Here is a 20693-nt window from a genome sequence, read left to right on the forward strand (position 1 = left end):
CCCCCTTTGTCGTGGTGGTATCACCAGCATCTCGCGCGGCGACGTCCCGGACATCGGGGTTCGGCCCTGGTCAGGCCCCTAGACCCGGGCTCAGGGATGCTCCGGATGCGCGGCGGCGACCGGGGCTTCGGGCTGCGCCGTGAGGTCGCTGACGTGCGTCTGGCCGTAGCCGTCGCGGTCCGGCCGGCCGTGCTCGCCCCGGGTCATCGCGAACTCCTCCTCCGGGCTGAGGATGAGCTTGTGCCGCCCCGCGACGGCGAAGTACGCGATCGCGGCGACGAACCAGATCGCCACGCCGACGACGCCGGGCCGGTAGTCGTCCCGGACGAACAGGGCGGCCAGTGAGATCAGCGCGATGACCCCCGCGACGGCCGCTCCGGCGATCCCGAGCGGGCTGCGATAGGGGCGCTCGATGCCGGGCAGGCGACGCCGCAGCAGGATGAACGACAGCATCTGCATGAAGTAGGAGATCACCCCGCCGAAGACCGCCATCGACAGCAGGGCGGCGCTGACGTTGCCGCCCAGCCACTTGTTCTCGGTCGCCAGGTAGAGCAGCAGCGCCAGGGCGTACCCGAGGACTCCCCCGCCGAGCAGCGCGACCCACGGCGTCTTGCGCTTGCCGTGGGTGATCGACAGGACGTGCGGGTAGTACCCGGCGCGCGACAGCGAATACACGTTCCGCCCGTACGCGTAGATGATCGTGTGGAAGCTGGCCACGAGCCCGGCCACGGCGACCAGGCCGAGCAGCGAGGCCGACGTGCCCTGGCCGAAGATGGTCTTGAACCCGTCGAGCAGCGGCTCGCCGGAGTCCCGCAGGCCCTCGGCGCCGGGCTTGATCCCCGTGTTGAGGAACAGTACGCCGAACGCCGCGACCAGCAGGGTGAGCAGCCCGTAGACGGTGCCGCGCGGGATGTCCCGGCGCGGGTCGTGCGACTCCTCGGCGGCCAGCGGCAGTTCCTCGATCGCCAGGAAGAACCAGATCGCGAACGGCAGCGCCAGGAAGACGCCGCTGAACACGCCGAACGGGAACCAGCTGGAGTTGCCGGGATCGGGCGCGATGTTGAGGGCGTTGGCGGAGAAGTCGAGGTCCGGGATCGCCGCGACGAAGAACACCGCGAGGATCGCCAGCGCCAGTACGCAGATCACCACGGTGAACCGCATGGTCATCTCGATGCCGGCCAGGTTGAGCAGCAGGAAGATCGCGTAGCAGATCAGCCACCAGACCGGCTGCGGGATGCTGACCCCGACCAGGTCGTCCACGATGGACTGAAGGTAGCTGCCGATGAAGGTGACCACGACGGCCGGGGTGACGATGTACTCGATGCTCTCGGCGACGCCGGTGATGAACCCGCCCCAGGGACCCATCGCCGATCGCGCGAACGAGTACGCCCCACCGGTGTGCGGCAGCGCCGGGGACATCTCCGCGATGCTGAAGCAGAGCCCGAAGTACATGACCGAGATGACGACGGTGGCCACGAGCAGGCCACCGAAGCCGCCCGCGTCGAGCCCGAGGTTCCAGCCGGAGAACTCGCCGGAGATGACCGCCGCGACGCCGAGCGCCCAGAGCGACCACACCCCGGCATGCCGGCGTAACGCGCGTTGAGCGAAGTATCCGCCGTCCGCCTCGCGGTAGGTGACGCCTCCAGTGCTCTGCCCGGCCATCCCGCTCACCTCAGCTTCACGTGTAGCCCCGTGTCTGCTAGCCCCGTGTCCGCTTGCCCGTGTTCGCTGCGCCGATGGGCAGAGGTTAAGTGCGATATTTAACTTGGTCAAGACACTGGCGTCACAGCCGCGTTACGCGTGCCAGATGACAATCCTGTCATCTCGTCGAGGTCGGCCCGGCAGTACGCCGACATTCCATGAGCAGGTGATCAAAAGTTACTGACCACCCTCTTGACGTCACGTCAGATTCATTGATAGGAATCTGCCATTTGGTTGGCGATCGGTGGACAGGACATCGGCCGAACGGATGTCTACCCCCACCCCGACGCTTTCGAGAGGGAAATCCGTGAAGAACACCCAACGCCTCGCCATAAGCGCGGCGATCGCGGTCGGAGGCATGGTGGTCGCGGCAACCGCGGCGACCGCCGTGAGTCCGGCCGCAGCACCGGCGCCCGTAACCCCGGCCGCCGCCTCGGCTCTTGCCGCCAACTCGGCGGCGGACCTCGTGGCCGGCAAGCCGGCCTACCTGCACGCGGGCAGCGAGGACAAGTTCGTCCAGCGCTCGGTCGTCTCCTCGGCCGGACTGCAGTACGTCCCCTACGAGCGGACCTACCGCGACCTGCGCGTCCTCGGTGGCGACTTCGTCATCGTGACCAACGCCAGCGGCCAGGTCACCGCGACCTCGGTGGCGCAGGAGCAGGCCATCAACGGCCTGTCCACCACCCCGAAGCTGTCCAAGGCGCAGGCCGAGAAGGTGGCCAAGGGCCAGCTCAAGACGGTCTCCGGCGTCGAGTCGACCGAACTGGTGGTCTACGCGATCGACGGCGCGCCGCGACTGGCGTACGAGTCGACCGTCCGCGGCACGAGCGCCGAGGGCGTCAGCCGGCTCACCGTCGACGTCGACGCGCTCACCGGCGCGGTCCTGAAGACCCGCGAGCGGGTCATGAGCGGCACCGGCACAGGCTGGATCAACGGCTCGGTGACGATCAACACCACCCTGTCGGGCAGCACGTACTCGATGACCCACTCGAGCGTCAGCAACATGCCTTGCCAGGACGCCTCCACCAACACGACGTTCAGCGGCTCGGACGACGTGTGGGGCAACGGCACCGGCACCAACAAGGAGACCGGCTGCGTCGACGCGTTCTACGTGGCGCAGAAGGAAGCCGCGATGCTGAGCTCCTGGCTCGGCCGCAACGGCATGAACGGCTCGGGCGGCGCCTGGCCGATCCGTGTCGGCCTCAACGACCAGAACGCTTACTACGACGGCACCCAGGTCCAGATCGGCAAGAACACCGCCGGTCAGTGGATCGGCTCGGCTGACGTCGTGGGCCACGAGATGGGTCACGGCATCGACGACACCACCCCGGGTGGCATCTCGAACGGCAACACCCAGGAGTTCGTCGCCGACACCTTCGGCGCGGCCACCGAGGCGTTCGCCAACAACCCGAACGACCCGGCGGACTACCAGGTCGGCGAGGAGATCAACCTCGTGGGCAGCGGCCCGATCCGGTACATGTACAACCCCTCGCTCGCCGGTGACGACAACTGCTACTCCAGCAGCATCCCGGGCGAGGAGGTGCACGCGGCGGCCGGTCCCGGCAACCACTGGTTCTACCTGCTCGCCGAGGGCACCAACCCGACCAACGGCCAGCCCACCAGCACCACCTGCAACGGCTCGACCGGCCTGACCGGCGTCGGCATCCAGACCGCGATCAAGATCATGTACAACGCGATGCTGATGAAGACGTCGAGCAGCTCGTACCTGAAGTACCGGACCTGGACGCTGACGGCGGCCAAGGCCCTCGACGCGACCTGCGGTCTGTTCAACAAGACCAAGGCCGCGTGGGACGCGGTGAGCGTGCCGGCACAGACGGCCGACCCGACCTGCACCTCGGGCACCCCGTCGCCGACCCCGTCGACCACCGCGACCAGCAGCCCGTCGCCGACCCCCAGCGGCACCTGCTCCGGCCAGAAGCTGCTGAACCCGGGCTTCGAGTCCGGCTCGGCGAACTGGACGGCCACCTCGGGCGTCATCGACAGCAGCACCAGCCAGCCGTCGCACTCCGGCACCTACAAGGCCTGGATGGACGGCTACGGCACCACGCACACCGACACGCTGCAGCAGGCCGTCGCCATTCCGGCGGGCTGCAAGGCGACGCTGACCTTCTACCTGCACATCGACTCTGCCGAGACCACCACCTCGACGCAGTACGACAAGCTCACGGTCACCGTCAACGGCACCAGCGTGGCGACCTACTCCAACCTCAACAAGGCGACCGGCTACGTCCTGCGTACCGTCACCATCTCCGCGTACGCCGGAACCACCGCGACCCTGAAGTTCACCGCAGCCGAGGACTCCTCGCTGCAGACGTCGTTCGTCATCGACGACACGGCGATCACGCTCAGCTAGTCGCAGTTCGATGATCAGGGTCATTTCCCCGTTGCCATGGCGACAGGGAAATGACCCTGATCATGTCTGTCGGTAGACATGCCCGCCGGTAGACATGTCCGCCGGTAGAGCGGTCCGCGTCAGCTGCCGAAGGAGCGGGCGAACCGGCGCTTCAGGGGCGGCACCGCGCTCATCGTCCACAGCACCGTGCGGAACATCGTGCGCCCGAAGCGGTTGGCCGAGGCGGCCTGCCGGGCGTTGCGCAGGGACTGCTTCACCGCGGCGAAACCGTAGTCGCGCATCTGCCGCTCGTACTCGGCCACCGCGGCAGCCTGCGACAGCAGTCCACTCTCGACGGCGATGAGCTGCCTGCGCAGCAGATCGGCGTCGCGCAGGGCGGTGTTCGCCCCGATCCCGGCCATCGGCGTCATGTTGTGGATGGCGTCGCCGAGCAGCGTCACCGGGCCGGTCGGCCACGGGTCCACCGGCGTCGCCGACCGGATGCGGACGACGTTCACCGTCGCCGGGTCGGAGCCGCCGATCAGGTCGCGCAGCTCCGCCGACCAGTCCGGGGTGCGATCCAGGATCAGCCGCGTCAGCGCTTCCCCGTCGTAACCGTCCACATCCGACGGGAACTGGGCCGAGGCGTCGGCGTACGCCCAGAAGGTGTAGTCGGCGGTGTTGTCGAGCAGGAACCCCTCGGGCAGGTTCGCGTCCGGCGCGACGGTCGCCCGGTCATGCCGCCACACGGCGGTGAAGAGGTTGCCGCGCCCGGCCGGGATCACCAGATTCGCGTCCCGGGTCAGCTGCTGCGGCAGCCGGGCGAGGGCGGACTCGGTCAGCCGGTGCTTGCCCGCGACGGCGGTCACGCCGGTGTCGATGCGGTCGGCGTGCGGCAGCAGCTGCCGGCGTACGCGTGAATTGGCGCCGTCGGCCCCGACGAGCAGGTCGCCGGTGGCGCTGGAGCCGTCCTCGAAGTACGCCGTGACCCGCCCGTCCGGCGTGGTGTCGTAGCGGGTGAAGGTCTTGCCGAGGTGCAGGACGTCGTCGAGCCCGGACAGCAGCACCTGGCGCAGGGAGATCCGGCTGACGCCGTAGTGCTGCTCGGCCGGATCGGGCGAGACCGCGAGGTCCTCGTGCGAGATGTGCAGCAGGTTGACGAATCGCTCGGTGGTGAACCCGAACCCGCCGTCGCCGGTCGACACGGTGTCGAGGAACGCCTGCCAGGCCGCCGGTTCCAGGCACTCGTGCAGCGCCCGGGAGCCGTGCGGGTTGATGTGGATGCGGTAGCCCTGGAGCCACTCGGTCCGTGTCTGGGACCGCTCGTAGACGGCGACCGGGATGCCCGCCCGGCGCAGCCCGTGCGCCAGGGCGAGCCCGCCGATGCCGCCGCCGATGATCATGACCGTCTGCTTCACGGCCGCCAGTATCATCCAGTCGCATGTCAGTTTCAAGTGTTTGTGTGATTAGATCAGACAGTTAGCGGACACAGTCACAACCGCTACGCTCGGACCATGAGCCAACCGCGCCGGTCACCCCGGGCCGAAGACCGCAAACGCGACCCCGAGCGGACCCGCGAGCGCATCCTCGACGCCGCGCTCGCGGAGTTCGGCGAGCACGGGTACGCCGGCGCCCGGATCAGCGCCATCGCGAGCCGAGCCGGGGTGAACCAGCAGCTCATCTCCTACTACTTCGAGGGCAAGGAGGGCCTCTACCGGGCAGTCGTCGGCCGCTGGCCGCAGTTGTCCGGCCCCAGCAATCAGCCCGGCATGCCGATACACGAAGTCGTCGGCAACTTCCTCCGGATGAACGTCGACAACCGGGCCTGGTCCCGGCTGCTCGCCTGGCAGGGCCTGACCGGCGGCACCGAGTCCAACGCAGCCGAGTCCAACGCAGCCGAGTCCAGCGCGGCTGAGACCAGCCCGGCCGAGCCCAGCGGAGCCGAGCCCAACGGAGCCGAGGGCGAGGGAAAGGCCGGGCCGGACCCGTTCTTCCAGGCGGTCCTCGACGACGTCCAGCGTCGCCAGCGCGACGGGGAGATCGCGGCCGACCTCGACCCGGCGTATCTGCTGCTGGTGCTCTTCTCCGCGACGATGGTGCCGACTGTGCTGCCGCAGATCGCGGGCCAGCTGACCGGGCTCGCCGCCGACACGCCCGAGTTCCTGGACGCCTACGCGGAGCAGATCCGACGCATCGTCGAACACCTTCGGTGAAGCCCGCGGCCTACGGCGATGGGAAGCTGAGGAGCTGTCGGGAAAGACTTGCCGGGCACCTTCGGCGAAGAGTTGCTGAGCGGGGTGGCGGATCGCTACGCTCTACACCTTGGGCCGTCTGTCACGGCACAGCAAAGCGAGGCATCTGTCAACACCGCCTCTGCCATTAGAGCCACGGGAGCGCCACTTGTCAAGCCCATCGCACGAAAAAACCGCCGAAGCGCGCGAGATCACCCCGGAGACGGACCCGGTCGCCGAGGAGCAGGCGGTCGTCACGATGCTCTACGGCCACCTCGACAAGCTGCGCGAACAGGCCGACGAGCGGCTGGCGGCGGCGCTGCGGCAGACCGGCGGCACGCAGCAGGAGCGCTCGCAGCGCGAGAGCACCGTCCTGATGCACACCGAGCAGCAGGCGCAGTACTCGGCCGTCGAAAGTGGACTCGTCTTCGGCCGGCTGGACCTCGCCGCACCGGACGACGCCGACCCGATCAGCAGCACCCGGCACATCGGCCGCATCGGGATCTTCGACGAGGAGCACGACTTCGAGCCGCTGCTGCTGGACTGGCGTGCCCCGGCGGCGCGGCCGTTCTACCTGGCCACGGCGGCCGCTCCGGACGGCGTACGCCGTCGCCGGCACATCCGGACGCACGAGCGGGACGTCATCGGCGTCGACGACGAGGTGCTGGACCTGGCCGAGGCGGCCCAGGGCGACCAGCACCCGCACGAGTCGCTCACCGGTGAGGCGGTGCTGCTGGCCGCGCTGGGCGCGAAGCGTACCGGGCGGATGAAGGACATCGTCGAGACGATCCAGGCCGAGCAGGACCAGATCATCCGGGCCGACCTGAGCGGCGTACTCGTCGTCCAGGGCGGCCCCGGCACCGGCAAGACCGCCGTCGCGTTGCACCGGGCGGCGTACCTGCTCTACACGCACCGCCGGGAGCTGTCGAGCCGCGGCGTGCTCGTCGTCGGCCCGAACGCCACGTTCCTGCGCTACATCGCGCACGTGCTGCCGTCGCTCGCCGAGACCGGGGTCCTGCTGCGTACGCAGGCCGACCTGTTCCCCGGCGTCCACGCCGGGCACGAGGAGCCGGACGCCGTGGCCGAGATCAAGGGCCGCGCCGTGCTGGCCGACGTGCTGGCCCAGGCGGTACGCGATCGGCAGCGGGTGCCCGACGACTACCTGGAGATCGTGATCGATCAGGATTCGCTGCGGCGCACAGTGCTGCGGCTCGACCGGGCGGTGGCCGAGGACGCGCGGGCGGCCGCCCGGAGCTCCGGCAAGCCGCACAACCTGGCCCGGGAGACCTTCGACGCCGAGGTCATCCACGCGCTGTCCATGCAGCTCGCGGAGGAGATCGGCACCGACCCGTTCGCTGACGACCCGCTCGGCGGCAACGACGCGCCCGGCGACCCGCTGCTGCTGGAGGAGGCCGACCTGGCCGAGTTCCGCCGGGAACTGCGCGAGGAGCCCGGTGTGCAGGCGGCGTTGGACTGGTGCTGGCCGATCCTGAGCCCGCAGCGGCTGGTCGGCGACCTGCTCGGCTCGGCGGAGCGGCTGGCCACGGCAGCGGCGAAGCTGCCCGTCGAGGAGCGTGCCAAGCTCCACCGGTCGCGGGGTGACGCCTGGACACCGGCCGACGTGCCGCTGCTGGACGAGGCGGCCGAACTGCTCGGCGACGACGACCGGGACGCCCGGGCGCTCGCCGAGCGGACGCGCCGGCAGCTCGACGCGTACGCCGCCGGGGCGTTGCAGATCCTGCACGGTTCCCGGTCCATCGACCTCGAGGACGAGATCGATCCCGAACTGCTCACCGCGGCGGACCTGCTCGACGCGGCCCGCCTCGGTGGACGGCAGGAAGAGGTCGATCGGCGTACGGCGGCCGAGCGCGCGGCGGCGGACCGGCGCTGGGCGTACGGGCACATCATCGTGGACGAGGCCCAGGAGTTGTCGCCGATGGCGTGGCGGCTGCTCATGCGGCGCTGCCCGAGCCGGTCGATGACCGTCGTCGGCGACGTCGCCCAGACCGGCGTGATCGGCGGGGCGACGTCCTGGCAGGACGTGCTCGGGGCGTACGTCGCCGACCGCTGGCGGCTCACCGAGCTGACCGTGAACTACCGGACCCCGTCGGAGATCATGGCGCTCGCCAGCGGCGTCCTCGCGGCCATCGACCCGGCCATGCCAGTACCCCGATCGGTCCGCGACAGCGGTGAGCAGCCTTGGCTGGCCACTGTGGACCCCGATACCCTGATCGCCGAGCTGACCCGGGCGGTGGCGACCGAGGCCAAGCTGGTCGACGGCGGGCGCGTCGGCGTCCTGGTCCCGGCGACGCGCCTGCCCGCGTGGGGCGGCGCGATCGCCGAGGCCGTGCCCGGCGCGGCGGTCGGCGACGAGTCCGATCTGGACTCCGACGTGGTGGTGCTCTCCGTACGGCAGGCCAAGGGCCTGGAGTTCGACACGGTGATCGTCGCCGATCCGGCCGGCCTCGTCGCCGAGTCCGTGCGCGGGCTCAGCGACCTCTACGTCGCGCTCACCCGCTCGACCAACCGCCTAGGAGTCCTCTCCCCCGGCCCCCTCCCCGCCGAACTGCGGTGATCATTGCGCCGGCCACGCTGTTTCCGCGGACAAATCGCCGCGTGAAGCGACTGACTGCACTCCTGGCGGCTCGGCGCGAGCGCCTCCCTGGCGGCCGGCGCAATGATCACGCGAGGACCGCTACAGGACGGTGAGGGCGACGACTCGGCGGCTCCACGGGCGGACGGTGACGCGTACGGTGTCACCGGGCCGCCCGCCCAGGCCGGACGGCCGCGCCCAGGCCACCGTCCGGTCTCCCGACCCGTCGTCCACGGCCAGGTAGGACCGGTCCGGGTCGTCCTTGCCCAGCACGGTCCCGGTCCACCGTTCCACCCACAACACCTGCGCGTCGAAGGTCCGGACGGTCGCGAGGTCCAGCATCGCGCGGATCAACTTGTACGCACCCAGCAGCGCCAGGAGTGTCCCCACCGTCACCAGCACCGTGTGCGCGAGCTGAACCTCGATTCGGTCCCGGAACCAGATCAGCAGTACGCCGACCCCGAGCGTGACGAGGGCCTGCCGGACGAGCCGGGCGGTGGGCTTGCCGTAGCGCGGCCACAACCGGGGATAGCGGACGCGGATGCGATGCCACTCGCCGCCGAACGAGGACCAGACGCGTTTGCGGTCGCCGAGGCCGAGGTGCAGGACGCCGGTGACGACCCGGTTCACCCCGAGCGCGGCTCCGTAGGACAGGTAGCGATCCCACATCGCGACCGCCGAAGGCGGCAGATCCGCGAACGCCTCATGGCCGTGCAGCCAACCGCGTACGCCGAGCCACCGGGCGGCGACCTCACGGCCGGCCGGGGTGTCCCGTTCGCCCTGGTCGGCCACGGCCGCGGAGCTGAAGACGCCGAGCGAGATCAGGAACGCCGCGATGGCCGCGCCGACGGCGCCACCGGTGTTGTCGCCGCCGCCCTCGGCCGGCTGCAAGGACAGCCAATGGAAGACGGCCCAAGCGATCACCAGGGACACCCCGGCGGCCAGCGCCATCAGTCCGGTGACGAGAGCCGGTGGGAAACGCCGCTGGGACAGCCCGAGGCGGCGCGCCTCCGCGACGATCGCACCCCGGAGCCGCTTGTCCCACGTCTGGGCCTGACCCTCGTCGCGGAAGGTCAACGCGGACACCGGCAGGACGCCCCCGTGCGCGAGATGCTTGACGCGATCGAGGATCTGCCGCTCGAACGGCAGCAATCCGGTGTCCGGCTGTTCGCGTACATGAATGGTCGTCTGAAGTGGATCGTCACCGGGCTGGCGCAGCTCGAGATGCCCGCGGGCCGCGAGGTCCACGAGCGTGGCCTCGCCCGCGTCCTCGGTGATCTCCCATCCGGAGGCGATGAGACTGACCACGGCGGGCGGTTCCGCGCCGAGGTCCGGTGTGGACGGTGCAGGGTGGACGCCGCGCGGCCGGGTGACCAGCCGGGCCGCCTCGAACGCGCCGTACCAGGCAGCCGTCGCCGCCGCCGCGAGCCCGGCGTCGAGAAGGTGGACGTTCATCAGAATCGGACCTGGACCGGACCCCGCTCCGCACCGGCCGCCTCGAAGAACTCGGCCGTCCGGAAGCCGGTCGCCCCGGCGACCAGGTTGGTCGGCAGCGACTCGACGGCGTTGTTCAGCGACTGCACGGCGGTGTTGTAGAACTGCCGGGCGTAGGCGATCTTGTCCTCGGTGGTGGCGAGTTCGCTCTGCAGCGCGAGGAAGTTCTGGTTGGCCTGGAGCTGCGGGTACGCCTCAGCCAGCGCGAAGATCCGGCCCAGCGCCGAGGTCAGCGCGTTCTCGGCCGCCGACGCCCCCGCCACGCCCTGCGCCGACATCGCGGCCGTACGCGCCTGCGCGACCGCCTCGAAGGTGGCGCGCTCGTGGTCGGCGTAGCCGCGGACCGTCTCGACCAGGTTCGGGATGAGGTCGTGCCGGCGCTTGAGCTGCACATCGGTCTGTGCCCAGGAGGCGCGGACCTGGTTGCGCAGCCGGACGAGCCGGTTGAACGCCGAGACGAACCAGACGACGAGCAGGATCACGAGGAGGACAGCGACGATGCCGATGATCAAACCGGGGGACATGGCTTTCATGAAGCCTGTTGTAGACAGTCCCCGCAAGGTCCGTTCGTCCGCACGGCTCCGCCGTTCGGGGCAGAATGCGGGGTATGCAGTTGCCGGTGATGCCGCCAGTCTCCCCGATGCTGGCCAAGCCCGTGAAGGGCATCGGCGCCCTGGACTCGGCCGGGGCGATGAGTTTCGAGCCCAAGTGGGACGGCTTCCGGTCGATCGTGTTCCGCGACGGCGACGAGGTCGAGATCGGCAGCCGCAACGAGCGGCCGATGACGCGCTACTTCCCGGAGCTCGTGGCGGCGTTCCAGGAGAATCTGCCGCCGCGCTGCGTCGTCGACGGCGAGATCGTCCTGATCTCCGGCGACCGCCTGGACTTCGAGGCGCTCCAGCTGCGGCTGCACCCGGCGGCCAGCCGGGTCAACCTGCTCGCCGGGCAGACGCCGGCGTCGTTCGTCGCCTTCGATCTGCTGGCGCTGGGCGACCAGGACTGCACCCGGCTGCCCTTCGAGCAGCGCCGGGGCCTGCTGGAGCAGGCGTTGTCGGGCGCGCAGCCGCCGATCCACCTGACCCCGGCGACGACGGACCGCGTACTGGCCGAGGAGTGGTTCCACCAGTTCGAGGGAGCCGGGCTCGACGGGCTCATCGCCAAACCGCTCGCCGGGGCGTACGAGTCGGACAAGCGCACGATGTTCAAGATCAAGCACGAGCGGACGGCGGACTGCGTGGTCGCCGGCTATCGGCTGCACACCAGCGGCCCGGACCGGATCGGGTCGTTGCTGCTGGGGCTCTACAACGACGACGGGCAGCTGGCGAGCGTCGGAGTGATCGGCGCGTTCCCGATGGCCAAGCGCATCGCGCTCTTCGAGGAGCTGCAACCGCTCGTGACCACCTTCGACGACCATCCGTGGAACTGGGCCAAGCTCGTGCCCGAAGGCGGGCGTACGCCTCGGGGGTCGGAGTACAGCCGATGGAACGCCGGCAAGGACCTCTCCTTCACACCGCTGCGTCCTGAGCGGGTGGTGGAGGTGCGCTACGACCACATGGAAGGGCCACGCTTCCGGCATACGGCCCAGTTCGTCCGCTGGCGTCCCGACCGGGAACCCGAGTCCTGCACGTACGCCCAGCTCGACGAGCCGGTGAAGTTCGAGCTGGCCGACGTCCTGGGGCTACCGGGCGCGTAGCCCGTCCACGACCACCTGCAACATCGGCTCGGCCAGTTCGGGCGCGTTCTCGCTGCCCACCGCGACGCTGTGGGTCAACCGCAGGAGCACCGCCGGGTCGACGTCCTCGCGTACGTCGCCGGTCTCCTGCGCCGCTCGAAGCAGCTTGCCCAGCCCGCCCCGCAGGGTGTCGCGGCAGAACGTCAGGACCTCGCCCTCGCTGTCCAGCGTCGCCTTCACCGCCACGCCGAGGCCGCGCTTGCTCTTGGCGTAGTCCACCTGGACCCGGAGGAAGGCGGTGAGCGCCTCCATCGGCGGCAGCGTCGCCGCGAACTCCTCGGCCTGGGCCGCCAACCCCTCGACGCCCTCCTGGTAGACCGCGCCGAGGAGGTCTTCACGGTTGGCGAAGTGGCGGTAGAGGGTGCCGGGCCCGACGCCCGCGCGCTTGACGATGTCGTCGAGGGAGGCCTTCTCGCCGTTCTCGGTGAAGGCGTCACGGGCGGCTTCGATCAGCCGCTCCCGATTACGCCGCGCGTCGGCCCGCAAGGCTCACTCCCTTTATCCGGAGAGATTCTCCGGATAGACTTGCGAACCGGAGAACTCCTCCATATGCTAACTCACGAACGTAACCGGAGATAGTCTCCGTTTATGCGTTCGTCGAGGAGTTCCTCATGTCTCAGCAGACCCTGCCCACTCGCACCGCGCCCGGAAACGTGCGGCCCGGCGCACCGGCTCGCGAGGCGCCGCCGCACCGGCCCGGACTCGCCCTGGCGATCGTGCTCACCTGCCAGCTGATGCTGATCCTGGACGCGACCGTCATGAACGTCGCGCTCCCCCGTATCCAGTCCGACCTCGGGTTCACCGCCGCGGGGCTGTCCTGGGTGATGACGGCGTACTCGCTGACCTTCGGCGGCCTGCTGCTGCTCGGCGGCCGGATCGGCGACATCTTCGGCCGCCGCCGGGCGTTCGTCGCCGGCGTCGCGCTGTTCACCGCCGCCTCCCTGGTCGGCGGGTTCGCCACCTCGGCCACCTGGCTCATCGCCGCCCGGCTCGCCCAGGGCGTCGGCGCGGCGCTCGCCGGGCCGAACACGATCGCCCTGGTCACCACCACGTTCACCGAGACCAAGGCGCGCATCCGCGCCCTGGCGCTGCTCTCCGGCATCGCCAGCGCCGGGTTCGCGATCGGGCTGATCCTGGGCGGCATCCTCACCCAGGCCGCCTCCTGGCGCTGGGTGCTCTTCGTCAACGTGCCGTTCGGCATCGCCGCCGTCCTGCTCGCACCCCGGTTCGTCCGGGAACCCGAGCGGCACCCGGCGCGGCTGGACATCCCGGGCGCGCTGACCGCGACCGCCGGGGTCGCCGCACTCGTCGCCGGATTCACCCGGGCCGCCGAAGAAGGCTGGTCCGACCCGTGGACGGCCACGTTGCTCGGCGGCGGCGTACTCCTGGTGGCGGGGTTCCTCGCCATCGAGGCGCGCACCCGTCAGCCGATGCTGCCCCTGCGGCTGTTCGCCGACCGCAACCGCGCTGCGGCGTACGCGATCTTCCTGCTCGGCCCGGCCGCGATGATGTCGATGTTCTTCTTCCTGACGCAGTTCCTGCAGGACCTGCGCGGGTTCGACGCCCTGCGGACAGGGGTGGCGTTCCTGCCGATGGCCGCGGCGATGTTCGTCCTGACCCGGGCGATGCCCCGGATCCTGCCGAAGTTCGGTCCGCGGCGGCTGGCGCTCACCGGCATCCCGGTGATGATCGCCGGACTGCTGTGGACGACGCAGCTCACGGCGAGCACGGCGTACTTCCCGGGGGTGTTCGGGCCGATGCTGCTCATGGGCCTCGGTATGGGGCTCGGGTTCGTCCCGCTGACCCCGACGATCATGGCGAACGTGCCGGCGCAGGACGCGGGCGCGGCCGGTGGCGCGATGCAGACGATGCAGCAGACCGGTGCCTCGCTCGGTCTCGCCGTGCTCGTCACGGTCTTCGGCACGGCTTCCCGGCACGCGGCGTCGTCGGGCTCGTCGACGCTCGACGCGACCATCCACGGAATGACCACGGCGTTCACCGTCGCGGCCGGCTTCGCGGCGATCGCCCTGCTCGTGGCGACCACCTTCCGCAAGCGCTGACCGCTGTCAGCCCGCCGGCTCACCGCATGCTCGCCGACGCTCGCTGACGACGCCGACTTTAGCGCTGGATCAGGGTTCTCGGTCGAATCTTGGACCAAGATTCGACGCGGAACCCTGATCCAGCGCTAAAGGAACGGCTGGGGCCAAGGGCGCGGCGGGGGCCAGGGCCACGGGGGTGGCGGCCGCGGGTGGGATGGGGGAGGTCCCGGGGCGGCGGATGAGCAACAGGATCAGCGCCAGGAACGCGCACACGACGATCCCGTCCAGCCAGTAGTGGTTCGCCGTGGCCACCACGACGAGGGTGGTGATGATCGGATGGGCCAGCCACAGCCACCGCCACCGCGACCGGGTCATGACGATCAGGCCCAGTGCGACGACCACGGCCCAGCCGATGTGCAGCGAGGGCATCGCGGCGTACTGGTTGGCGAGGGTGTCGGTGTCGGGCTCGGAGTAGACCGACGGCCCGTAGATCGCGGCGGTGTCGATCAGGCCGAACGCTCCGACGAGGCGCGGCGGCGCGAGCGGGAACAGCACGTGGACGGCGAGCCCCGCCGCGGTCAGCCCGGTCAGCACCCGCCGGACCCACAGGTAGTACGCCGGTCGTCGCAGATAGGTCCAGACGAGGAACGCCGCCGTCGCCGGGAAGTGCACCCAGGCGTAGTAGGTGTTGACCACCTGGACGAACGTCGTGTTGTGCAGCATCGCCGCCTGGACGGACAGTTCGGACGGCAGCCGCAGCCAGCGTTCGGCGTTCCAGACCCGCCCGGCGTTCGCGTACGCCTCGTCGACGTGGCCGCTCGCGACCAGCCGTCCCGCCTTGTACGCCAGGAACAGCACCGTGACCAGAATCAGTTCCCGGATCGGGTGCGGCCGGGGGTCGGCCGGGGCGGCCCGGTGAACGACGCTGGGGCGGTCCAATAGCCGGGACATGAACAGATCATGCACCCGTGGATCAAGCCCGTGGGGGCAGCCGTGACCGCCCTCACGCGGCCAGCGTGCGTACGCCGAGGAAGACCAGCACCGCGGCGGCGCTCCGTCGGATGCCCGACGCCCAGCGACCAGATCGGATCATTCGCCCGACCCGGGCCAGAACCGCCGTCCAGCCACCGAGCCAGGCCGTGATGAGCACCGCGTGCGCGGTCGCGAGGACGAGGATCTGCGGCGCGAGCGCGTGCCGCGGGTCGACGAACTGCGGCACCAGGGTCAGGTAGATCGAGGCCGCCTTCGGATTGAGCACGTTGCCCAGGTACGCCTGCCGGAACGCGGGCCGCTCGGGGCCCGTCGGCGAACCGAGCGAAGACGCCGGTCGCGGCGCCCGCCAGGTCCACAGCCCGAGACCGACGAGATAGACCGCCCCCGCCACGCGTACCACCAGGAATGCCTGACTGGACTGCATGACGACCGCCGCGAGCCCCACCATCGCGAGCAGCGCGTGGGTGTAGATGCCCGTGACCGTGCCCGCCACCACCGGCAGCGCCCGGCGCGGGCCTCGCACCATCAGCAGCGCGAGGCTCGCCCCGGGCGTCGCGATCAGCGGGAGGATCGCGAGCAGGAATCCGGCGACCATCAGACGACGACTCGGTAGTGCGTCGTCAGCACGCCATCGCTCAGCACGTGGTAGGCCAGCCCCGGGGGCGCGTCGAGGTCCGCGAGCGCCGCGCCCTCCCAGGGCAGCCGCAGCGTCCACGTCACCGCCGGGCCGACGAGCACGGGCCGGCCCGCGAAGGTCGAGACCGCGGCCGTGTGCGCGTGCCCGGTGATCAGGGCTACGACCGACGGGTACGCCGAGAGCAGCTCGGCCAGCTCGGCTTCGCGCTGGAGCCGGTAAGCGTCCGGCAACGGGTGGTGCATGGCGGCGGGTGGGTGGTGGAAGGCGAGGAAGGCCGGGGCGTCTCGGTGCTGGTCGAGGGTGGCCGTGATCCAGGCGGTCGTCTCGTCGTCGAGGAGACCGTCGTCGTTGCCCGGGACGCTGGAGTCGCACATGAGGACCACCGCGTCCTTGATCTTGTGCAGTTCGTTGATCGGCCCGGCCGACGGCGGCTCGCCCAGCAGGAACTCCCGGTACGCCGGTCGCGCGTCGTGGTTGCCGGGGCACCACAGCACCGGGGCTGGGAAGTCGTTCAGCAGCTCGGCGGCTTCGGCGTACTCGGCCGGGGCGGCGGTGTCGGCGATGTCGCCCGTGACGAGCAGGGCGTCCACTAGCTGCGGCAGATTCCGCAGGTACGCCACGGTCTTCGCGGCCCGCTCGGTGGCGCGCGCGGTGCCGTCGAGGTGGAGGTCGCTGATCTGGGCCAGCAGCAGCATGGAGATCTCCCTAACGGTAAAACTGTCTTTTGCCGTTAGGCACGCTAGCGTACGCTTCATCGCATGGTCAACACGGTGGCGCTCGATCTCGCGAGCACGATCCGGCACGACGGCGACGGAGGCGTCCTCGACACTTTGACCTCGGTCGACGGGCTGGAAGCCCTCCTGGCCGACGTCGGTCTCGTCGACGTCGCGGCCTCTGACGCGTTGCTCGTCCGAGTCGTCGAGGTACGCGCGGCGACCCGGGCGCTGTTCGCCCGTGCGGTCGAGCCGGGGCCGCCGAGCCGGGCGGACGCCAATCGCCTGATGCCCCTGGACGACGCCGTGGCGCTGATCAACCGCTCTGCGGCACTGGCTCCGGTGACGCCGGCCCTGTCCTGGCCGCCTTCGTCCACAATGCACACCGTCGCCGGGGTGTCGCCGGACGACGCCGTGCTCGCCACGCTCGCCCGCGCCACCATCGACTTCCTCACCAGCCCGGACGCCGCCGAACTACGCGCCTGCACGGCACCCCGATGCGTTCGGTACTTCGTGAAGGGCCACGGACGGCAGGAGTTCTGCAAGCCGTCGTGCAGCAACCGGGCTCGCGCCGCTCGCCACTATTCGCGTACGCACGCCGCTTGACGCTCGCTCTGCTCGCTCGGCCACGCTCGGCCACGCTCGGCCACGCTCGACGCCCGCTCCATGATCGTCGGCTGCCGCCGTTCAACGCGGTCGCGGCCTCCATGATCGTCGGCTGCCGCCGTTCTTGGAGCTCTAAGCGCCACGATCGTCGGCCACCGACGATCTCGCGCCGATCGATCCGACCGGCTCAGCCGGCCAGCTCACGGGCCAGCGGCAGGCCCTCGATGACCATGCGCACCAGCAGGTCGTAGCTCTCATCCACGTCCTCGGCCAGGCCGAATCCCCCGGCGACCTGGATCGAGGCGAACCCGTGACAGGCGGAACGCAACGCGCGGGCGGCATGGATGGCAGCCGAACCCTCCAGCCCGAACCCGCGCAGGACGGCGAGGAACACCGTCAGCGTCCGGACGGCCGCCTCGGCTTCCCGCGTGTTCGGTGGGGCGGCCTGCACGGTCAGGGCGTACCGGTGAGGGTTGTCCATGGCGTACGCCCGGAAGGTGACGGCGAGCGCCCGCAACGCGTCCGGCCCCGACCGGCCCACGCAGTCGGCGCCCAATCGTTCGGTCAGGTCGTCGATGATGCGTACGCGCAGCAGGCTGACCAGCTCATCCAGGTTGCGGATGTGCTTGTAGAGCGCCGGGACCGCGACCCCGGCCCGTTTCGCGACCGCGGTCAGGGTGAGCCCGGTCAGCCCGTCGTCGTCGAGGACGCCCAACGCGAGGTCCACGATCGCGCCGGGCGTCAGCCCCGCCCTAGGCATCCGCGTACTTGCTGAGGAAGGGCAGGATCACGTCGGCCACCCGCTGCGGCATCTGCGTGTGCGGGTAGTGCCCCGCGCCCTCGATCATCGCCACCGAGCCCAGTCCGGCGGGCATCTCGGCGACGATGCCCTCGGCCTCGGCGACCGGGCTCGGGAAGTCGGGGTCCAGCGTGCCCATCACGACCAGCGCCGGACGCTGGATGTGGGCCAGCTTCGCTCCGGCGTCGGCACCGGATGCGAAGGCCATCTTGGCCGCGGCCGCCATCCGGCCCGGTTCGCGCAGATTGCGCTCCAGCATCGCCAGCTGCCCCTCGAAGGCTGCTCCCGAGGTCCCCGGGTACGCGTGCCGCAGGTACGTCTTCCACAGCCCGGTGCTGCGGAACATCATCGAGAGCGCGATGAGCGAGAAGCCCTTCACGAAGCGCCCGTTGACGTCACCCAGCTTCATCGTGGGCTTACGCGTCCCTGGGTCGATCTCGACGATGGCCCGGACCAGTTCCGGGGCATCGGCCGCGATGATGTTGGCCGCGCCGCCGGCGAACGAGTGCCCGATGAAGATCGCCGGTTCGCCGAGGTGCCGCAGCAATGCGATGAAGTCCTTCGCACTGTCGGTCCGCGTGTAGGACGCCCAGCCCGTGCTCGACTCGCCGTGCCCGCGCAGGTCGGCGTTGACCACTCGGTAGCCCTCGTCGACCAGCATCGGGACCAGGAACCGGAAGGCTTCGCGGTTGTCGGCGAGCCCGTGGCCCAGGACCACCAGCGGCCCTTCGCCCACCACGTCGTACGCGATCGTGCCGCCCTCTACCGCCAGAAACTCGGTCATCAGACCCTCCCCTTGCCGTACATCCCGGGCTTGTTAGCCCCTGTAGCCATAAGGTTAATGCCTTTAACCAACGATTGCAAGTCCCGTGCCGTAGGTTGGGGACCATGCCGCTTACCCATCTGCGTACCCAGGTGCCAGCCGGAACCGACGGGGTACGGGTGAGGCGGAAACGCGGTCGCCTGCCCCGCGCGCCGGAATAGTTGAACCGTCAATTACTGTTGGCTTCAGCGTGACAACGACTGAGGAGAAGGCCATGGGGATGCAGTTCGGGATCTTCACCGTCGGCGACGTGACGCCGGATCCGACCAACGGCACCACGCCGACCGAGGCCGAGCGCATCAAGGCGATGACGACCATCGCGCTCAAGGCCGAGGAGGTCGGGCTCGACGTCTTCGCGACCGGTGAGCACCACAACCCGCCGTTCGTCCCGTCCTCGCCGACGACGATGCTCGGCTGGATCGCGGCCAAGACGTCCAAGCTGCTGCTGTCCACCGCGACGACGCTGATCACCACCAACGACCCGGTGAAGATCGCCGAGGACTACGCGATGCTCCAGCACCTCGCGGACGGCCGCGTGGACCTGATGCTCGGCCGCGGGAACACCGGCCCGGTCTACCCCTGGTTCGGTCAGGACATCCGCAACGGCATCGCGCTCGCCGTCGAGAACTACGCCCTGCTGCACCGGCTGTGGCGTGAGGACGTCGTCGACTGGAAGGGCAAGTTCCGTACGCCGTTGCAGTCGTTCACCTCGACGCCGGCCCCGCTCGACGGGGTTCCGCCGTTCGTGTGGCACGGCTCGATCCGCAGCCCCGAGATCGCCGAACAGGCCGCGTACTACGGGGACGGGTTCTTCGCCAACCACATCTTCTGGCCGAAGGAACACACGCAGCGCATGGTCGGCCTGTACCGGCAGCGCTTCGAGCACTACGGCCACGGCTCGGCCGACCAGGCCATCGTCGGCCTCGGCGGCCAGGTCTTCATGCGCAAGAACTCGCAGGACGCGGTCAAGGAGTTCCGGCCGTACTTCGACAACGCGCCGGTCTACGGGCACGGCCCGTCGATGGAGGAGTTCACCGCCGAGACGCCGCTGACCGTCGGCAGCCCGCAGCAGGTCATCGACCGTACGCTCGGCTTCCGCGAGTACGTCGGCGACTACCAGCGCCAGCTGTTCCTCATGGACCACGCCGGCCTGCCGCTGAAGACGGTGCTGGAGCAGCTCGACCTCCTCGGCGAGGAGGTCGTCCCGGTGCTGCGCAAGGAGTTCGCCGCGCTCCGCAAGCCGGGCGTGCCGGACGCCCCCACCCACGCGTCGCTCGTCGCTGCGGCGGCCGCCGCCAAGGACTCCACTGTGGAGGCCGTACCGGCGGGGAAGGACGGACAGTGAAGCAGCGCACCCTCGCGGTCGTGTCGGCCGGGCTGAGCCAGCCCTCCTCGACACGGCTGCTGGCCGATCGGCTCGCCGCCGCCACCAGCGGCGAGCTGGATCGGCTCGGCGTCAGCGTCGACACCACCTTCGTCGAGGTACGCGACCACGCCCACGACATCATGAACAACCTGCTGACCGGGTTCCCCGCGGCCGGGCTGCGGGAGGCGATCGACACGGTGAGCAACGCGGACGGCCTGATCGTCGTGACGCCGATCTTCAACGCCTCGTTCAGCGGGCTGTTCAAGTCGTTCTTCGACGTGCTCGACGACTCCGCGCTCATCGGGCGGCCGGTGCTGCTCGCCGCCACCGGCGGCTCGGCCCGGCACTCGCTCGCCCTGGAACACGCGGTCCGCCCGATGTTCAGCTACCTGCGCTCGCAGACCGTCCCGACCTCGGTGTACGCCGCCCCGGAGGACTGGGCCGGGGCGCCCGGCGACGCCGAGGCGAGCGGCGCGCTCGCCGACCGCATCCGCCGAGCGGCGACCGAACTGGCCGAGCTGATCGATCGGCACGAGCCGACGAAGGCGGCCGACCCGTTCGCGCTCACCACGACGTTCGAGGAGCTGCTGGGCGGCTCGTCGGACTGACCGCG

The 20693-nt window shown here is 70.2% G+C and carries 18 protein-coding genes; 8 read left to right on the forward strand and 10 right to left on the reverse strand.

All coding sequences use genetic code 11. The annotated features are described in order from the left end of the window. Positions 1-90 precede the first annotated feature (90 nt). The gene (gene eat, locus HDA40_RS14775; protein WP_253756066.1) at positions 91-1662 is read right to left on the reverse strand and encodes an ethanolamine permease; all 1572 of its coding nucleotides are present in this window, start codon (positions 1660-1662) and stop codon (positions 91-93) included. A 397-nt stretch (positions 1663-2059) separates the two neighbouring features. Between eat and HDA40_RS14780 the strand changes: the two genes are divergently transcribed. After that, positions 2060-4075 (forward strand): M4 family metallopeptidase, encoded by a 2016-nt coding sequence (locus tag HDA40_RS14780; RefSeq protein ID WP_253763626.1) that lies wholly within the window; start codon positions 2060-2062, stop codon positions 4073-4075. A gap of 119 nt (positions 4076-4194) precedes the next feature. Here the strand turns inward: HDA40_RS14780 and HDA40_RS14785 are convergent, their stop codons facing one another. Further along, complete coding sequence (locus HDA40_RS14785; RefSeq protein WP_253756068.1) at positions 4195-5472, reverse strand: FAD-dependent oxidoreductase; 1278 nt, start codon at positions 5470-5472, stop codon at positions 4195-4197. A gap of 96 nt (positions 5473-5568) precedes the next feature. On the opposite strand from HDA40_RS14785, the gene HDA40_RS14790 reads away from it, so the two are divergent. Next, a complete protein-coding gene (locus HDA40_RS14790) occupies positions 5569-6267 on the forward strand; it encodes a TetR/AcrR family transcriptional regulator (protein ID WP_253756070.1) in 699 nt (232 codons plus the stop codon). 187 nt (positions 6268-6454) lie between these two features. Next, a complete protein-coding gene (locus HDA40_RS14795; RefSeq protein ID WP_504928319.1) occupies positions 6455-8860 on the forward strand; it encodes a HelD family protein in 2406 nt (801 codons plus the stop codon). A 120-nt stretch (positions 8861-8980) separates the two neighbouring features. Here the strand turns inward: HDA40_RS14795 and HDA40_RS14800 are convergent, their stop codons facing one another. Continuing rightward, the gene (locus HDA40_RS14800) at positions 8981-10333 is read right to left on the reverse strand and encodes a DUF2207 family protein (protein ID WP_253756072.1); all 1353 of its coding nucleotides are present in this window, start codon (positions 10331-10333) and stop codon (positions 8981-8983) included. Then, complete coding sequence (locus HDA40_RS14805) at positions 10333-10905, reverse strand: LemA family protein (protein WP_253756074.1); 573 nt, start codon at positions 10903-10905, stop codon at positions 10333-10335. The genes HDA40_RS14800 and HDA40_RS14805 overlap by 1 nt, the downstream gene beginning before the upstream one ends. A gap of 74 nt (positions 10906-10979) precedes the next feature. On the opposite strand from HDA40_RS14805, the gene HDA40_RS14810 reads away from it, so the two are divergent. Further along, entirely contained in the window at positions 10980-12065 is a 1086-nt protein-coding gene (locus tag HDA40_RS14810) for an ATP-dependent DNA ligase (RefSeq protein ID WP_253756076.1), read from the forward strand. Here the strand turns inward: HDA40_RS14810 and HDA40_RS14815 are convergent. Beyond that, on the reverse strand, positions 12051-12590 hold the full coding sequence (locus tag HDA40_RS14815) for a TetR/AcrR family transcriptional regulator (RefSeq protein WP_253756078.1): 540 nt from the start codon (positions 12588-12590) through the stop codon (positions 12051-12053). The genes HDA40_RS14810 and HDA40_RS14815 overlap by 15 nt on opposite strands. 125 nt (positions 12591-12715) lie before the next feature. Between HDA40_RS14815 and HDA40_RS14820 the strand changes: the two genes are divergently transcribed. After that, the gene (locus HDA40_RS14820; protein ID WP_253756079.1) at positions 12716-14164 is read left to right on the forward strand and encodes an MFS transporter; all 1449 of its coding nucleotides are present in this window, start codon (positions 12716-12718) and stop codon (positions 14162-14164) included. 69 nt (positions 14165-14233) lie between these two features. On the opposite strand, the gene HDA40_RS14825 is transcribed toward HDA40_RS14820, so the two are convergent. Genes HDA40_RS14825 through HDA40_RS14835 form a run of 3 tightly spaced genes read right to left on the reverse strand, consistent with a single transcriptional unit; the run spans position 14234 to position 16468 of the window. Beyond that, positions 14234-15094: a phosphatase PAP2 family protein gene (locus tag HDA40_RS14825; RefSeq protein ID WP_253756081.1), complete on the reverse strand. Its 861-nt coding sequence runs from the start codon at positions 15092-15094 to the stop codon at positions 14234-14236. A 52-nt stretch (positions 15095-15146) separates the two neighbouring features. After that, positions 15147-15731, reverse strand: coding sequence for a LysE family translocator (locus HDA40_RS14830; RefSeq protein WP_253756083.1), 585 nt, complete (start codon positions 15729-15731; stop codon positions 15147-15149). Continuing rightward, entirely contained in the window at positions 15731-16468 is a 738-nt protein-coding gene (locus HDA40_RS14835) for a metallophosphoesterase (protein ID WP_253756085.1), read from the reverse strand. Before HDA40_RS14835 ends, HDA40_RS14830 begins: the two co-directional genes overlap by 1 nt. A 63-nt stretch (positions 16469-16531) precedes the next feature. On the opposite strand from HDA40_RS14835, the gene HDA40_RS14840 reads away from it, so the two are divergent. After that, positions 16532-17092: a CGNR zinc finger domain-containing protein gene (locus tag HDA40_RS14840; RefSeq protein ID WP_253756087.1), complete on the forward strand. Its 561-nt coding sequence runs from the start codon at positions 16532-16534 to the stop codon at positions 17090-17092. Positions 17093-17279: 187 nt separating this feature from the next. Here the strand turns inward: HDA40_RS14840 and HDA40_RS14845 are convergent, their stop codons facing one another. Next, on the reverse strand, positions 17280-17852 hold the full coding sequence (locus HDA40_RS14845; RefSeq protein ID WP_253756089.1) for a TetR/AcrR family transcriptional regulator: 573 nt from the start codon (positions 17850-17852) through the stop codon (positions 17280-17282). Further along, positions 17845-18675 (reverse strand): alpha/beta fold hydrolase, encoded by an 831-nt coding sequence (locus HDA40_RS14850; RefSeq protein WP_253756091.1) that lies wholly within the window; start codon positions 18673-18675, stop codon positions 17845-17847. Before HDA40_RS14850 ends, HDA40_RS14845 begins: the two co-directional genes overlap by 8 nt. A gap of 259 nt (positions 18676-18934) precedes the next feature. Here HDA40_RS14850 and HDA40_RS14855 point away from each other — a divergent pair, with 259 nt between their 5' ends. Both HDA40_RS14855 and HDA40_RS14860 read left to right on the forward strand, forming a co-directional pair. After that, positions 18935-20059, forward strand: coding sequence for an LLM class flavin-dependent oxidoreductase (locus HDA40_RS14855; RefSeq protein WP_253763628.1), 1125 nt, complete (start codon positions 18935-18937; stop codon positions 20057-20059). Continuing rightward, entirely contained in the window at positions 20056-20688 is a 633-nt protein-coding gene (locus tag HDA40_RS14860) for an FMN reductase (RefSeq protein ID WP_253756093.1), read from the forward strand. Before HDA40_RS14855 ends, HDA40_RS14860 begins: the two co-directional genes overlap by 4 nt. Positions 20689-20693: the final 5 nt, after the last annotated feature.

Source organism: Hamadaea flava (genome assembly GCF_024172085.1).
In the GTDB taxonomy this organism is placed as follows: Bacteria; Actinomycetota; Actinomycetes; order Mycobacteriales; family Micromonosporaceae; genus Hamadaea; species Hamadaea flava.